This window comes from Flavihumibacter profundi, from assembly GCF_020076305.1.
Taxonomy (GTDB): Bacteria; Bacteroidota; Bacteroidia; order Chitinophagales; family Chitinophagaceae; genus Flavihumibacter; species Flavihumibacter profundi.
Genome location: NZ_JAIQXE010000003.1, coordinates 645,070 through 661,308, shown reverse-complemented (window position 1 = coordinate 661,308; position 16,239 = coordinate 645,070). Strand labels below are relative to the sequence as shown.

15 protein-coding genes are annotated in these 16,239 nt (G+C 42.6%); 10 read left to right on the top strand and 5 right to left on the bottom strand.

Annotation, left to right across the window (positions count from 1 at the left end):
* Positions 1-2: 2 nt before the first annotated feature.
* The 3 genes from LAQ65_RS17515 to LAQ65_RS17505 form a co-directional block, all read right to left on the bottom strand.
* Positions 3-3,113: a DUF5107 domain-containing protein gene (locus LAQ65_RS17515; RefSeq protein ID WP_224118300.1), complete on the bottom strand. Its 3,111-nt coding sequence runs from the start codon at positions 3,111-3,113 to the stop codon at positions 3-5.
* 17 nt (positions 3,114-3,130) lie between these two features.
* A complete protein-coding gene (locus LAQ65_RS17510; RefSeq protein WP_224118299.1) occupies positions 3,131-6,115 on the bottom strand; it encodes a glycoside hydrolase domain-containing protein in 2,985 nt (994 codons plus the stop codon).
* Positions 6,116-6,184: 69 nt separating this feature from the next.
* Complete coding sequence (locus LAQ65_RS17505; protein WP_224118298.1) at positions 6,185-7,204, bottom strand: LacI family DNA-binding transcriptional regulator; 1,020 nt, start codon at positions 7,202-7,204, stop codon at positions 6,185-6,187.
* Positions 7,205-7,608: 404 nt separating this feature from the next.
* Here LAQ65_RS17505 and LAQ65_RS17500 point away from each other — a divergent pair, with 404 nt between their 5' ends.
* The gene (locus tag LAQ65_RS17500) at positions 7,609-8,646 is read left to right on the top strand and encodes a 2-oxoacid:ferredoxin oxidoreductase subunit beta (RefSeq protein WP_224118297.1); all 1,038 of its coding nucleotides are present in this window, start codon (positions 7,609-7,611) and stop codon (positions 8,644-8,646) included.
* Positions 8,647-9,136: 490 nt separating this feature from the next.
* On the opposite strand, the gene LAQ65_RS17495 is transcribed toward LAQ65_RS17500, so the two are convergent.
* Positions 9,137-10,006: a cupin-like domain-containing protein gene (locus tag LAQ65_RS17495; RefSeq protein WP_224118296.1), complete on the bottom strand. Its 870-nt coding sequence runs from the start codon at positions 10,004-10,006 to the stop codon at positions 9,137-9,139.
* 97 nt (positions 10,007-10,103) lie between these two features.
* Here LAQ65_RS17495 and LAQ65_RS17490 point away from each other — a divergent pair, with 97 nt between their 5' ends.
* On the top strand, positions 10,104-10,718 hold the full coding sequence (locus tag LAQ65_RS17490; protein WP_224118295.1) for an L-threonylcarbamoyladenylate synthase: 615 nt from the start codon (positions 10,104-10,106) through the stop codon (positions 10,716-10,718).
* A gap of 6 nt (positions 10,719-10,724) precedes the next feature.
* Complete coding sequence (locus LAQ65_RS17485; RefSeq protein ID WP_224118294.1) at positions 10,725-11,318, top strand: GNAT family N-acetyltransferase; 594 nt, start codon at positions 10,725-10,727, stop codon at positions 11,316-11,318.
* On the opposite strand, the gene LAQ65_RS17480 is transcribed toward LAQ65_RS17485, so the two are convergent.
* Positions 11,315-11,923 carry a ribonuclease HII gene (locus LAQ65_RS17480; protein WP_224118293.1) on the bottom strand — a complete coding sequence of 203 codons (609 nt, stop codon included), beginning with the start codon at positions 11,921-11,923 and terminating at the stop codon, positions 11,315-11,317. The two genes, LAQ65_RS17485 and LAQ65_RS17480, sit on opposite strands and share 4 nt — an antisense overlap.
* A gap of 42 nt (positions 11,924-11,965) precedes the next feature.
* Between LAQ65_RS17480 and LAQ65_RS17475 the strand changes: the two genes are divergently transcribed.
* From LAQ65_RS17475 to LAQ65_RS17445, 7 genes are all read left to right on the top strand, one after another.
* Positions 11,966-12,601, top strand: a complete 636-nt coding sequence (locus LAQ65_RS17475) for a Crp/Fnr family transcriptional regulator (RefSeq protein WP_224118292.1) — start codon at positions 11,966-11,968, stop codon at positions 12,599-12,601.
* Positions 12,602-12,734: 133 nt separating this feature from the next.
* Entirely contained in the window at positions 12,735-14,150 is a 1,416-nt protein-coding gene (locus LAQ65_RS17470; RefSeq protein ID WP_224118291.1) for an MBL fold metallo-hydrolase, read from the top strand.
* Between the two features lie 41 nt (positions 14,151-14,191).
* Entirely contained in the window at positions 14,192-14,497 is a 306-nt protein-coding gene (locus LAQ65_RS17465) for a rhodanese-like domain-containing protein (protein ID WP_224118290.1), read from the top strand.
* Positions 14,498-14,501: 4 nt separating this feature from the next.
* Positions 14,502-14,741 (top strand): hypothetical protein, encoded by a 240-nt coding sequence (locus LAQ65_RS17460; protein WP_224118289.1) that lies wholly within the window; start codon positions 14,502-14,504, stop codon positions 14,739-14,741.
* Positions 14,742-14,764: 23 nt separating this feature from the next.
* Positions 14,765-15,067 carry a thioredoxin gene (gene trxA, locus LAQ65_RS17455; protein ID WP_224118288.1) on the top strand — a complete coding sequence of 101 codons (303 nt, stop codon included), beginning with the start codon at positions 14,765-14,767 and terminating at the stop codon, positions 15,065-15,067.
* Between the two features lie 40 nt (positions 15,068-15,107).
* Entirely contained in the window at positions 15,108-15,677 is a 570-nt protein-coding gene (locus LAQ65_RS17450; protein WP_224118287.1) for a YeeE/YedE family protein, read from the top strand.
* Positions 15,678-15,690: 13 nt separating this feature from the next.
* Complete coding sequence (locus LAQ65_RS17445) at positions 15,691-16,215, top strand: DUF6691 family protein (protein WP_224118286.1); 525 nt, start codon at positions 15,691-15,693, stop codon at positions 16,213-16,215.
* Positions 16,216-16,239: the final 24 nt, after the last annotated feature.

The window sequence follows — 16,239 nt, the reverse complement described above, 5'->3', positions numbered from 1 at the left end:
TTTTATTTTTTTTCAAGCTGCATATAGGCTTCCAGTATCCTTGTGTTGGCATCTTTTTCGGAAAGCTGCAATATGGGTTGCGGTTGGTTTTCAAATACGGCTTTTCCCCAGGCAATCAGTTTGTTATCTGGGTAGGTTTTTGATTGCTGCTCCATCCAGGCCGCCCCCTTTTCGGGCCTTTTCAAGGCTTTATAAGTCCATGCAGTAACGAGTTCATTGGAAGGTATAAAATTTCGAATGGTATTCTCTATTCGGGGACGAAATGCAATTATTTCCTGCAAGATAGCCTCGTTCTTTTTTGATTGGCCGGTTTTCTCATTGCAGCTGTAGGTCAGCCAATTTTCAAGCCTGTAGTCAATATCTTCTTCATATGGTTTTCCAACACCAAGGTTTTCCGGCCATAACCTGGAAGCCTCGATGAATTTCAATGCTTTCTTGTATTGGTTTTTTTTCATTTGTTCCACCGCCTGCATCAATTTAGCTTCCCGGTATAATTCACGGCCATCGGTCGCGCCTTCAAAGGGAATAATATTTAATTGTTTTAGTACTGCATCTGTTTCAGGGAATTTCCTGTTAAGCAGGAGTGTCTTGGCATATAGCATACCCATGATATAATTATCGGGATTTGCCTTATAGAATTGCTGTACTATGGGCAATGCTTTTTCAGGTTCCTGGCGGGAAATATAAAGTTGGGCAAGTAATTTATTATACCGCCAGTTATTATCGAGGGACAAAGCTTTTTGGTAGTCGGCAATGGCATTACCGTTGTTATCGCTTCCGCAAATGGCGGCCCTGGTAGCATAAAATGGGGCATAGTCTGGTTTATCGCCACAGCTATTCAGCAAATCTTTTGCTTCTGTGATCCGGTTCCTGTCCTTATAGATGAGTGCGAGTTGGTACTTCAACATCCAATGGTCCTGTTCCTTAAGCAGGTTGTTAAGGACCATTGCTGTCTCTGACCTGAATGGAAAGGATAACCGAAGATTTATTTTAGTGAAATCGATTTTTGCTTTGTTCAGGAAGCTCTTCCAGAATTGTACTTCAGGGCAATTAGGGGACAGTTCTAAAACCTGCAATGCATAAGATTCCTGGCCGATTGAATAATACCAGGTTGCCAACTCCAGGTATGATTCCTGCGGTAATTCGTTTACGATCAGTTGGCTTAACAGCGTTTTATTTTCTTCTGTTGGATGGTTTAAGTATGTTTCAATAGCAGCAAAATGACTTAATGGATCCAGCCTGCGAATTGCTTCCAGTGTTGTGCCTTCAGCGGATTCATTGTGTTGCAACCTAAAGCTGACAGCCTTTAGCTGGGCCGCATCCATATTAAAACTATTGAAATCAAGTGCTTTATTGGCAAAATCCAATGCCCTTTCGGGATTATTTTCCCTGATAGCTATACGGCTCAACCTGTTGTATGCTGCAGAGCGGTAATTCATAGATAAAGTAGCCAGTGAAAAACCATCTTTGGCGTCAGTGCTATGGCCCAATGCCTCATTGGCAAGGCCGTAAAAGTAATTCGCTGCACCATCATGTGCATCAATGCTGATGGCCTTTGATGCCATGGATAAGGCTTCTTCATACCTCATATTCCGGTAATAAATTTCTGCCAGCATAACCAATGATGGCAGGTAATTTTCATCCATACGCAGGGAGGCTATAAATTTCTCTTCTGCCAGAGCAAAATTTTTCATGGCCATAGCTTCTTTGCCTTGTACATATAAACCATAAAATGAATTCCAGTTAAAATTGGCAGGTGCATCAGCCGGCCTTGCAAGGTCGCCGGAAGCCGGATCACTGTTATAGCTGAATGAATGTTCTGCAAAGTCGGCTGTCAGGGGATTTTTGTGTGTGTTTAGCGGGATGGAATCCTTAAATACACGCAATGGTACCGCTTGAACAACTTTACTGTATACAAGGTTGTTGCCTTCACGGATTTGTAAGGTATCTGTAAATGATTGAACCGGACTAAACCGGATCTTCAGCCATCCATTTTCTTCCATGATGTTTAATGCGCCAAGATCTGTGGCTTTCACAATTCCTTCGGTAGCACCCACGGGGTACCAATATTCTGTCCAGGTATCTGTCGCATACGGTGCAAATGTTACATGTTTGAAAGGGGTTAAACTACTTTTTTCAGCGTTCTGGTTAAAAAGCCGGCCGCTTTGGAGTTCAACGTATTGCCCATCTTTGTCAGTCAGTAATTTTTCCCAGATCATTCCCTGGTTTGACAATCCCCAGATCCAGATTTTTGTTCCGGCTTTGTTTTCCCTGGAAGCATATCTTACCATGCCCATATCCTCGTCATGCCAGTAAGCACCTGAGAACTCTGCATATTTGCCGAATACATGGTAGCTTTTATAACCGCCAAAATTGTTTTCATTGTACCAGGAAATTTTTTTCCCATCACTGTTAACCGGCCAGCTTGCATGTTCCCCTTCGTGGCCAAGGTATTTATTACCCGGATAAATAAATTCCAGGTTACCACTTGCTTTCAGGCCTGCATTCATCCAATGGTAATAAGGTTGTTCCAATGGTGTTGCATTATACCAGAAAGACCTCGTTGTGAAATATGCTTTATCTGCAGGCAGGTTAATTTCCATTCGCCAGTAGCTCCTGCTTAATAATTCCAATACACCAATAAAACAGCTGACACTTCCATCTTCATTTTTCTGAATGGTATAATCTACGGGCGTAGCGCAATTAGGGGTATGTCCTATAATGCCGTAATTCGCTTCCAGTCCGCCACTGGTCCAGGGTCCGCGCATGGCAATATCCCTGAATTTAACCACGCCGTTATCGTACAAAAACGGCTTATTGGTTGTTTTGTCAATGGCCGTCCATATTTTCCCGCCAATTTCAGGCAGTATCAGCAATTTTATAAAATCATTTTCCAACTCAACTACTTTCCATGCATGTTGTTCTGGTTTGGTAGTAAAACCGTCAAACCTGAAATAGGGGTAAACGGCCGTAAGAAGGGGAATCGGGTTGGGATCCGAAAATGGGTATGTGGCATATATTTTTTTGTATTCTTTTGCTGTGGCCGGATGGACCTGTGCAAAAGATAAATTATAAATTACCGTTAGTATCAGCAAAAGGATTAATTTCTTCATGGTAATATTTTTAGGCTTTAGCCTTCTTTTATGATAATCAGCCATCCTTTGTTTTTTTCCACCGGAATCAGGTCATCCTGATGGAAGGTTTTGGCTTCCTGGAAATTTTTAATAGCGGGAGCTGAAATGGTTGCTTTTTCCGGGTTTATGCCAAGTTTCTTCCAATCGATCAACAATTTAAAATTTGTATTTTCATCTGCCCAACTTGCCACTGAAATCATTGCTGCACCTTGTTTTTGGTAAACAGTTGCCAATACTCCGGGTACCGATGTTGTAACCGGGCAGTTCGGGCTCCAGTAACCAACCATACTGGTACCTTTCATACCAAATGAATCCCAGGCTTTCCAGATATTCCGGGGATCCGCTTTTTCATCCCACGGATACCTGTTCGTCATTCCATACACCATACCCCGCCATGGGTTACCACCACCTTCCAGCATTTCACCCATTAATCCGAATGGTATACCACTCACTTCAGTTAAATAGAAATCGGGTTTGTTTTTTTCATAGTCGAAATATTCGCCGAACCATAACCTGTTGAGGTAAGGGAAGTGTTCAAGGTAAAGGTTAGCGCTATTATTGAACCCGTCATTTTTATTGAATTGGTTTGCTGAATGGAGGTCAATAATTCCGGGATGGCCATCTTTTGTTAGTGCGCGTTTGATCCTTTTCATGGTAATGCGGTCAAAAGCAACATCATCCAGGTAAATACCATCAATACCAACATTTTGTACCAGCCAGTTCATGCCTTCAACGTAATAATTATGCCAGCGGCTCATACCACTGTTAACAATAGCTGCATCTTTCACCTCAGGAACAAACCATGCTGCGATATAATCTTTACCAATATGTTCCTGAAGCCAACTGAATCCGCCGCCTTTTCCGGGAGAATAAATTTCGTGTCCAAGGCTTCGCATCGGGAAGGTTTCATAGGCTTTATCTGAAAGTTCCCGGACGGTGTTGTAAATTTTGACTTTCAGTCCGGCCTGGTGGGCCGAATCGATAAAGGCCTTCATTTGCCTGTATTCAATAAAGGGATAATTAATCCATGGATTTATTCGGGTGCCATGGTGTATATTAACAACAGTTGCCCCGCTGGCTTTAATGGTTTCTATGGGGTGGGCACGGTGGTAGAAACGGTTTTCCCATTGAAAGTCTGTATTGATAGGATGAAACGGGGTAATGAGCAAGGTGAAATTGTAATACAGTGACTCACCCTCTTTGACCAGCCGGTCTCCACTGTAATTATTCACTAAAACGGAGTTTCCATTTTCGGTAATCCTTATACCACCCTTGTTTTCATTGCCCCAGGATGTTGGCAGGTTCAATGGTTTTTGCAGGTAAAAATTTGTATTTAAGGGGCGGGAATAATTTTCATCCCGCAGGGAATATTGTAAGCCGGCATTTACATTTCCAAGCCATGCACCATCCTGGTTTTTATATGCTACATTCCATTTCCAATTGAAATTTTGTGCCCTTGTTCCACCGGTTTGTCCAAGTCCCATCATGTATTTTGCTGCATCTTTTTCTAATGGAATCTGCATACTGATATCGTTCACCTTTGTATCTGATAGTGCTGTTATTTTCACAGTATAAGTCATGAATCCGTCAAACTCAAGAGAACCGTTTACCTTCATCTGGATGTTTCCAATATTGCTGGTAGCAGACCATTCTACTGTCCCTTCCTGTTTTTTTGTGAATACGGGTGGACCATATTTAATACTTCCTGAATCAATTCCTGAAAATTCAAACCGGATCGGGCTGGCCAGCAGGTTATTCGGGGTAGAAGTGTAACCGGTCATTTCCGGCGAGAAAAAAGTTTGGATTTGTTTGGGAAATCCGTCTTCATTCAATTCAACTTTCCTGCCAAGGAAGCTGAGGGTATTGTTTTCAACTTTGATAGGGATATAGGGATCAATTACGGTATTATCCTGGAATAGGGTTGAGTTTAACCAGTGCAATCGGGTTTGTTTCCAGGGTTCGCTGATCCCGCCGTCCGCCAGGATTTTATCATTAACCTTTATGGTGACAGTTAACGTATATGGTTTTGTTTTTGCAGAATGAATCAGGACTTTCCCGGTGTATGTGCCGGGTCTTGTTTCGGCTGGAATATTTGCAAGGCACCACAGCGCCTGCACCTGGCTTGCAGGCACCGACAGGGTTTTTTCAAAAGCCTGGCCCTTATAGTCAATGCCACGGGTATTAATACAGGAAAGGTTTCCGGCTGGAATCGAATTGCCGTTTTGATCAGTAAGTGCTGAAAAAGAAAGCTGGATACTATCAACCTTTTGCAAAGTATACAACCCGATCTGGAAACTATATTTTTCACCACGGGATGCTATACCCGAAAAATTTGCTTTTGTTCCTTTTTTTATCCAATGGTATGGCAGTGTTGAAGGCATCCGGATGGGGTTATCACGGGCTTCCGTGAAAACGATAAAGTCTTTGCGGCCAGATTTAGCTACCAGTGCCTGGGTTTCCGCTGCCGTTGCGCAAACTTCCATCGGATAAAAACTATTGAAAGCGTCAATCGCCTGGATTTCATGCGCGAAGGCATTCACAGGTTGGTTTTGTTTCAAGGATGCCAACCATGATTTTGAACTGGTATTTTCTGGAGGAAGATAACTGCCTTTCGGATAGTTGGCGCGGCCTTCGTTTTTGTAAGGCATGAAATAAATATAATAAGTTCCGGGACCTGAAACAGGTTCAAACTGGATATCCCCTTTTTCGTTTGTAATGAGGCGGGAGTAAGTATTCAGGATTTTTTGGCTGGTCCTTGCATCCTGAACAATGATCCTTTTCAGGTCGGGGTTTTCATCTGGCCTTCTCCAGGAAATGATTACCCTGGCTACCTGTCCCTTGCCTGAAAACGTTATTACTGCGCGATGGTTGCCAAGCGAATCTTCATTCCAGCTGTGTTTCCCGTCAGTGTATTTCGGATCCTGGGCATTGAGGCACATCAAAGCCATTATAAATGAGGCCAGCAATAATAATTTTTTCATGTAGCAATTCCGTTATGTAAGAATAAATCTAAGCATAACTATTGCAGGTTTGTTTTGCAATCGTTTGACTTATCTTATATGGACAACCAATTCGCCGGGGATTAAAATATTCTGTGGTTCGAGGGGATCCGGACCCTCGTGGGTAATCATACTTAATAGTATTTCAGCAGCTTTTTCACCTTGTTTCTTGGGGTATTGTTCAATAGATGCCATAGGGGGATTTTCCAGGTATTTTGAAATTGGCAGGTTGGCATAACTGACAAAAAATATATCCTTATTGTTTATCAGGTTTTTTGATTTGGCATACTGGATAGCATCAAGGGCAACATAGTCATTAATAGCTAAAATTGCAGTAGGCGGATGTTTCAGGGCAAGGAGGGTTTCCATTGCCAGGGATGTGCCTTCTTTTGTCAAATCACAATAGGCTACCAGTGAAAGATCAATTTTCAACCTTTTTTTCTGTAATACCTGCATATAGGTATCTGTTCTTTCCTTGGAAGATTTCATTTCTTTTGGACCATTGATAATACCTATCCGGCGATGTCCTTTTTCCATCAGGAATGATATGGCCTGGTGTGTGCCATGCGGCATGTCGAATGCAACTTTATTATATGTATTGGATGCAGGGACCCGATCAAAAAACACAACAGGAAGATCATATCGTTCCAGCGCTGTAAAGTGGTCGAGATTCTTTGTGTGTTTGGACAGGGAAACAATAATGCCATCAACCCGTTGATTTTTCATGGCAGTAATGATGGCTTTTTCGCGCTCAACATCATCATTAGACTGCCCGATCAGCACATTGTATTTACTGGCATTTACTACTTCTTCAATTCCGCTTATTGCTCCTGCAAAAAAATCCTCTATCAGGTAAGGAAGCACTACACCAATCGTAAAAGTCCTGCGTTGCTTAAAAAATATGGCAGTCTGGTTTGGTTCATATCCTAACTCTTTTGCAAGTTCCTGAACCCTGCTTTTTGTTCTTAACCCGATGCTGGGATGGTCGTGCAGCGCCCTGGAAACAGTAGAAACAGAGATGTTCAATTGTTTCGCTATTTCTTTAATTGTCGGGAGTTTCTTGTTTTTCATGACACGGAAGCGATAGCTAAAAATACAGATAATTGCCTAGTGTATCTTGGAAATCATATTAACTGGTTTTGTTGGGATATTTTGCTAACTGGTTCATATTCTGCAACTTATATCCTTAATTAAGGTATCTGTTCCATAATCCGTAATTCAGCGCAAACGTTTGTTTGTTTTTTTCTGACAGATATTGGCCAAATTTATTGCTGCAGATAGTATGTCCTACAATAAATATCTGGCTGAATCTTGGATAAGGCTCATTTTAATTTTCAGATGGCAATTTTTGTTTTGGTTAATTCCGGGGGTCCTTAGGGACCCCCTTTATTATTCCCTGTGTCCAGAAAGCAAAACCTTATTCGTACTGAAAACTTTGGGAATAGTTAGTACCTTTAACGCTATATTCCGAGGATATGAATACGACAATTGCCAACCAAATACCGGCCCTTACCGCTAAAGATTTCGCCACAGACCAGGAAGTGCGCTGGTGTCCAGGATGCGGAGACTATTCCATTTTGGCCCAGGTGCAGAAAATAATGCCCGGACTGGGCGTTCCCAGGGAAAATATTGTGATCATTTCTGGTATTGGCTGCAGCAGCCGCTTCCCTTATTATATGAATACCTATGGCATGCATTCCATCCATGGCCGGGCTACCGCCATTGCCAGTGGGTTGAAAGCAACCCGGCCAGAATTGAGTGTTTGGATCGTTACAGGCGACGGCGATGGCCTGAGTATTGGTGGAAACCATACCATCCACCTTCTCCGCAGAAACTTTGATGTGAATATATTGCTGTTTAATAACCAGATTTATGGTCTAACAAAGGGACAGTATTCCCCTACTTCTGAAGAGCATAAAATTACCAAAAGTTCTCCATTTGGGTCGATAGACCATCCATTCAATCCATTGGCGCTGGCAATGGGGGCAGATGCCAGCTTTATCGCCAGGAGCATGGACCGCGATCCGAAACATTTGCAGGAAATGCTGCAAAGAAGCTACAAGCATAAAGGGGCTTCATTCCTGGAGATCTACCAGAACTGCAATATTTTTAATGATGGTGCTTTTGAAATATTTACAGAAAAATCGACTAAGCCGGAACAGGCATTATTCCTTGAACAGGGTAAGCCCCTGTTGTTTGGCGCTGCGAAGGATAAAGGGATAAAGTTAGATGGAATGAAGCCGGTTATTGTTGATTTGAATAGTGGGGCTAGTGCTGATGATTGCTGGATCCATGATGAGTTTGATTTCTATAAAGCGCAAATCCTTGTGCGCCTGTTTGATGACCCATCAAAAGAAGGGCATATGCCACGTCCTTTTGGCGTTTTCTTCGAAACTGGAAGGGCTTGCTACGAAGATGTAATGGCAATGCAAATTGAAGAAACCATTGCCCTTAAAGGCAAGGGCAACCTGGATAAACTGCTAAGAGGGAATGAGGTATGGACGATTGCGTGAAATTGGTAATAAGTAAGCGGTAAGAAACATTAAAATGAAAATTTCTTACAAATAAAAAAGCTACCTGAATAAGGTGGCTTTTTCCTTGTATACCACCGCTCACAGTTTACCGTTCACCACTTACACAAAAAAAGCCAGCGATGGACATCGCCGGCCTGTGCTTACCTCTGAAACCACAAAAAGAAAGAGGTGATATATGGGTTTTCAATAATCTACATAAGTGGTTGGCTCCACCAGGTGGATTAAATTAATAAACTGTATGTTCAAAGGGAATATTTGATCAGGTCGGTTTTTCCAGATTTGGCCTTAAGGATAGGTTGAAGAAATGCTTAGTCTGACGTGGAAATTGGATAATACTGTGAAGTGATCTACAAGTGATGCCTAAAATTAAAGCCTGAATGAATACAACGCAACATTTATTCCAAAAAAGATAAATGTTTTTTTCCACTTATTATGAACGTCACGTTCCTGCAAAAGAAATTACCGTTTTTTAATGGCCCGCAGCTTCAAAAGTTTTCTCTTTTTTATAGTTATACCACCATTCCGGTGCTGTCTTTTTAAGCAATGTGTCAATATTACGCATTCCGATCAGGTTCCATGCCCCTTTTAATTTACCGCCAACAGTATTTTGCATGGCGCGGAGACTCATGGCAAATCCGCTGTCAATGTATTCCATATGGTGCCAGTAGCCTGCTGGCATAAACAAGGTATCGCCATGGTTCAGGATTACCTCAAACCCTTTTGCCTTCCTTAACGCAGGATATTGGTCAATATTTAGTTTGCTGGAAGCAGGGTCATAGTATTTTTCAAAGTTGACTAAACTTAGTACTTCCCAGGGCTTCCTGTATAGATGGTGTTGTTCTTCAAAAGGAAAGAGCAATACCCGCTTTCTGCCTATAAACTGGGTGTGCAGGATATGTGACATATCAATATCAAAATGCATATGTGTTACTGAGCCTGCACCACCAATGAATAGCATTGGGAACCGTTTGACAAAGCCTGTTAAAAGCTCTTCGGGCCAGGTAAAATCCTGTACCAGGTTTGGTGCATGGGCGAAAAGATTGAAAAGAAAGATGCGCAACCCAACCGGCCCCTGCTTTACCAGGTCCAGGTAAACACCAAACTGCATATAATCATCGGCTTTATTAACCGGCGTATATGCATCGCTTTTAATATTATTGTATACACCAACCTCTATATTACCTAATAAATTTTTAAAGTAATCCCAGTTCCACTTCGATAAAGCAGGCCATTCCTTTGAAAGATTCCTGATAACCACGGGTTGCATGGTCTCATAATAATCTGACTTGAAAGATGCAGGGTTTATGTTATCAACTACATCTACCGGTTTTAATAGCATGGTGTAGTTATTTAGCTGGCAAAACTAATAAGATTTTAAAGTTTAACGAATAGGCTACTGTTAAAAAAGAACAGCAGTAAACTTCCTAACTTAGTTCATGCTTATTCATGTGCATCCCGACAACCCACAGCCCAGGGCAATTAAAACTATAGTAGAAACACTTCAGAAAGGAGGTGTTATCATTTATCCAACAGATACAATATACGGAATTGGTTGTGATATTTTCCAACCTAAGGCTATTGAAAGGATATGTCGTATAAAACAGGTTGATCCTCAAAAGGCGCAGCTTTCCTTTATTTGCTATGACCTTAGTGACCTTAGCAAGTACACTAAAACTATTTCAACGCCATTATACCGCTTATTAAAAAGCCATTTACCTGGTCCTTATACATTTATCCTGCCGGCCAGCCGGGAAGTGCCCAAATTGCTGAAAAGCAAAAAAGATACAATTGGCTTGCGGGTCCCGGGTAATAATATCGCGCGCACTATTGTTCAGGAATTAGGCAGGCCAATTCTAAGTGCCTCTTTACCTGGCGAGATGGTAGAGGAATATACTGACCCAGAATTAATGCAGGAAAACTTCCGTAACCTGGTTGACCTGGTGGTTGATGGTGGTATTGGCGGATGGGTGCCTTCTACCATAATTGATTGCGTACAGGAACCCCCAATAGTTTTGCGGCAGGGAGCCGGGGAATGGGAAATTATTGAATAATGTTTTATGATATACGGAGACTTTTTTCAGCCTAGCCTTCAGCTGCAGTCCACCAGGGTGATTATGCGAAATATGCAGCCTAATGATATTGATGGCCTCTGGGCTTTATCCCAGGTGCCCGGTCTGTGGACCTGGTTCAACCGGCGCCTGGATAACAGGCCCCAACTGGAGGCATGGATGGAGGAAGCATTCGTTCAACAGCAACAACAGCTAAGGTTTCCATTTGTAGTAATCGACAGGTTAAACGGTTCTTTGGCTGGCAGCACCAGTTTCGGTAACATATCCTTTCCCGATAAGCGTATTGAAATTGGTTGGACCTGGTACGGTGAAGCGTATAGGGGAACGGGAATTAATACCCATTGTAAATTCCTGCTGCTGCAGTATGCCTTTGAAACACTGCATTTTGAAAGGGTGGAAATAAAAACCGACGCATTGAATGAACGTTCAAGGGCTGCCATAAGAAAACTGGGTATGACGGAGGAGGGTATTCTTCGCAGCCATATGGCTATGCCTGGTGAAAGGAGGAGGGACTCGGTTTATTACAGCCTGTTAAAGTCGGAATGGTTATTGGCAAAGGAGAAATTACTTTCCAGGCTTTAAAGAATAAGCGTATTCCCTCCAAATTTTGACGGGTCTATCTGAAAGCTTTTCCGGTGGTATTCGCAAAGCCCGAATTGTTCTATTGCATCACGATGTGTTTTTGTGCCGTAGCCTTTATTTTGTTTCCAGTCGTATTGCGGGTATTGCTGGTGCAACTGCCGCATATGGTCATCCCGGTAAGTCTTGGCAAGGATACTTGCAGCAGCTATTGCTGTAAACAGTGCATCTCCTTTGACAATACAACGATGTGGGATATGCGGATAAGCCCTGAATCGGTTTCCATCAATCAATAATAATTCGGGACGGGTTGCCAACTGTTCTATAGCCCTGTGCATGGCCAGCCATGATGCCTGCAGTATATTTATCCGGTCAATTTCTTCTTCAGAGGATGCCGCTACCCCCCATGCAATAGCATGCTCTTCAATAACAGAGCGCAGTTCATAGCGTTGTTTTTCCTTTACCTGCTTGGAATCATTCAGGAGGGGATGGTTGAACGCACGAGGAAGTATTACCGCAGCTGCAAACACAGGGCCTGCATAGCAACCTCTTCCTGCCTCATCGCAGCCGGCTTCCAATAACTCTTCCTGGTAGTAAGCTCGCAGCATAGGGCCAAATTTAGAAGATTCTTTTATTGTAAATTTGCTGAAATGTCTACACCAACAATCAATCGGCTTTTTCCCGGTTTTGAATCATCACTTAGGGAAGAAATTAATCAAAATAGCGAAATCAGGTATTTCAAAGCCGGTGATGAATTAATGAAGACAGGGCAATACTTCAGAAGCACCATGCTGATCCTTGACGGATTGGTAAAAGTGTATCGTGAAGACGACCAGGGTAATGAATTTTTTATGTATTACCTGCAACCTGGGGAAGCCTGTGCGTTAAGTATGGTTTGCGCGCTGAAACAGGAAGCCAGTGAAATAATGGCAAAGGCTGTGAAGGATACAGAAGTGATTGCTATTCCCCTTCACTTTATGGATGAGTGGATGACTAAATACCGGTCCTGGGCTAAGTTCGTAATGGAAACATACCGGGCCCGATTTGAAGAATTACTTCGCACGGTTGACCATATCGCTTTCCAGGCGATGGACGAAAGGCTGGAATTTTACCTGAAAAAACACCAGGAGACCTTGCAGACTAATATTATCCCCCTCAGCCACCAGGAAATTGCCGATGAACTGAATTCCTCCCGGGAAGTGATTTCACGCCTGCTTAAAAAAATGGAACAATTAGGGAAAGTGCGACTTAACAGGAATTCCATAGAGATCATTAAACTTAGTTAAGTCGGGCTTTCCAAAGGAAACCCGAACCTACTGGCAGGCAGTGAAAGGTTTAACCGAGTGTGACAAAAGTCATAGTTAAAAGGCTGTTTCTCCTTCAAATTTGCATGTACAATACAAACAGAAAATTTTCAATATGAGAATTGAACAAATATATACCGGTTGCCTTGCACAAGGCGCATATTATATTGAAAGTGCGGGGGAAGCAGTAGTGATTGACCCGCTTCGGGAAGTAGAGCCCTACCTGAACAGGGCCGAAAAAGATGGTGCTAAAATCAAGTATGTACTGGAGACACATTTTCATGCTGATTTTGTTAGCGGCCACTTAGACCTGGCAGGCAAAACCGGGGCGGAAATTGTTTATGGTCCGGGAGCCAACCCAAGCTTCAGCGCACATATTGCAAAAGATGGTGAAATACTCAAAGTTGGAAAGCTCACTATTAAGGTCTTACATACGCCCGGGCATACCATGGAAAGCTCCTGCTTTCTGTTGCAGGATGAAACGGGAAAAGCAATTGGACTTTTTTCTGGAGATACATTATTTATTGGCGATGTTGGCCGTCCCGACCTCGCCCAGAAGGCAGCGCACTTAACCCAGGAACAGTTGGCAGAAACCCTGTTCGATTCCCTTCGCAATAAGATCATGCCATTGGCTGATGATATTATTGTTTATCCTGCACATGGTGCCGGGAGTGCCTGCGGCAAAAATATGAGTAAGGAAACAACTGATACCCTGGGTCACCAGAAAGCAACAAATTATGCTTTGAGAAAAGATATGACCAGGGCAGAATTTGTAAAAGAAGTTACTGCAGGACTGACACCTCCACCCGCTTATTTCCCGCTGAATGTGATGCTGAATAAGCAGGGATATGATAGCATTGATAAGGTGTTGAAACGCGGGCAACATGCATTAAATGCAGAAGCTTTTGAAGCAGCAGCTAATGAAACAGGTGCTTTAATATTGGATACCCGCGATGCAGCTTCATTTGCTAAAGGATTTATTCCCAACTCTATTAACATCGGTATTGATGGTAATTTTGCCCCTTGGGTGGGCTCCCTTATTCCGGATGTGAAACAGCAGCTTTTATTAGTTGCCGAACCTGAAAGGATCGAAGAAGTGATAACCAGGCTGGCCAGGGTTGGCTATGATTATACGATTGGGTTCCTGGAAGGGGGATTTGAAACCTGGTTGAAATCCGGAAAAGAAGTCGACCAGATCCTATCTGTAACGGCAGAAGGAATGGCTGCTAAGGCTAAGCTGGAAGACCTGCACATTCTTGATGTTAGAAAAAAAAGTGAGTACCTGAGTGAACATATAGTTGGGGCAGAAAATGCACCACTTGATTTTGTGAATGAAAGCATGGCGCAGATCGATAAGAATAAGATTTATTACGTGCATTGCGCTGGTGGGTACAGGTCTATGATTTTTACTTCTATCCTGCGGGCCAGGGGATTTGATAACCTGGTTGATGTAAAGGGCGGCTACAAGGCTATTAAGGAAAGTAATTTATTTAAAGTGACTAAGTATGTTTGCCCGACAACATTGTTATAGGTTATGGCAGTTGTGATTTTTAAATAAGTAAAGGGAAAACGATGTTTAATATTTTAAAGAATTTATTCGGTAAGCCAGTCGATTTCAAAGCAATCAAAGAACGCGGTGCCCTGATAATAGATGTGAGAACTGAAGAGGAATTTGCATCAGGTAATATCCCCGGCTCTGTAAATATTCCTTTGAATGTATTGCCTAAAAAGATTAATGATCTAAAGAAAAAAGGCAAACCGCTGATTACTGTTTGCAGAAGCGGTGCCCGGAGTGGCATGGCTAAGGCCCAGATCGAAAAGTCCGGAATTGAAGTGTATAACGGTGGGCCATGGAACAAGCTCATAAAAAAATTGTAATTATATGCAGCAGATATTGCATGGTTGGAACTGGATGCGCTTTTTAAGGTTAGCTGTTGGCTTATATGCTTTAGTCCAGGTAGCTATTGACTGGGATCCCATGTTGGCAGCTGCCGGGGTCTTTTTATCGGCAATGGCAGTTTTTAACATAGGATGCTGTGGAATAGCATGTGCGCCAAATTTTAAAAGTTCAAAACGGAACGAAGACGCAACAAAAGATATCTCCTTTGAAGAGGTAAAATGAAATAAATTATTTAAATTATCTTTATGTCAAGCTTTAATGATATTATCCAATCAGAAAAGCCGGTTCTGGTGGACTTTTTTGCTGAGTGGTGCGGCCCTTGTAAAATGATGGCGCCCATTCTGAAAGAAGTGAAAGCCAAATTGGGGGATGCTGTTACGATCATCAAGGTAGATGTAGACAGGAATCCTGGTGCAGCTCAGAAATATGGCATACAGGGTGTTCCAACCTTAATGGTTTTTCAGCAGGGGCAGGTGAAATGGCGGCAAAGTGGTGTTGTTCAGGCCCGTCAAATTGAATCCGTATTAAAGTCAGCTCTTTCCGGTTAATAAGCCTGGTTATAGCTATTTGTTATAAACTAACTGTGTCATGAATTTTTTAGATTGGCTTAGGCAGCCATGGCCCTGGTATGTTGCCGGGCCCTTAATTGGCTTAACGGTTCCTATATTATTGATCATGGGGAATAAATCCTTTGGAGTTTCCTCTTCATTACGGCATATCTGTGCCGCTTGTATACCAGCAAAAATCCCCTTTTTCCATTATGACTGGAAAAAGGAAATCTGGAATTTATTTTTTGTATCCGGGATTTTGTTAGGGGGCATAATAGCAGCGCAATTTTTAGCTGACCCTTCTCCAATTGCGGTGAATGCCAACCTGGTTAATGAGTTGGGTAAATATGGTATTGCAGATTACCATGGACTTTTGCCCACCGAGGTATTTAGCTGGCAACAGTTATTTACAATTCGCGGATTAATTATGATGGTTGGTGGCGGATTCCTGGTCGGATTCGGAACCCGCTATGCAGGAGGTTGTACTTCTGGTCACTCCATCATGGGTTTAAGCACGCTGCAATGGCCCTCACTCGTAGCGACCTGTTGTTTTATGGCCGGTGGATTTATTATGGCGAATTTCATCCTTCCACTTATTCTTTCACTTTAAGCTATCTGAAAATATGGGTAATGCACCATTTTTAAAAACCGATCCGCTGGAAGTAGATAATACCGATTTCGAAGTGAGGTCTCTCGATGCGATGTGCGTTAATGAAATGCAGAAAGACGAGCCCATGCTTTATAATTTGAAATACCTGGCTGTGGGTATCGTTTTTGGGATTGTTCTTGTTAAAGCCGAAATTATTTCCTGGTTCAGGATACAGGAAATGTTCAGGCTGCAAAGCTTCCATATGTATGGTGTCATAGGGTCTGCAGTTATTGTGGGTATGGTGTCAGTATTGTTGATTAAGAAGCTTAATTTAAAAACTATTTATGGCGAGCCCATCAGCATACACCCTAAAAAATTCAACAAGGGTCAGGTTTTTGGCGGACTTATGTTCGGTTTTGGCTGGGCTATCACCGGCGCCTGCCCCGGCCCGCTGTTTGCCCAAATTGGAAGCGGTGCAACTGTTATTGCGGTTACCTTGTTGAGTGCAATCGCCGGAACCTGGGTATATGGAAAATTCAGGGATAAACTGCCACATTAAATTGGTCGTGGATCAGTTTATCTT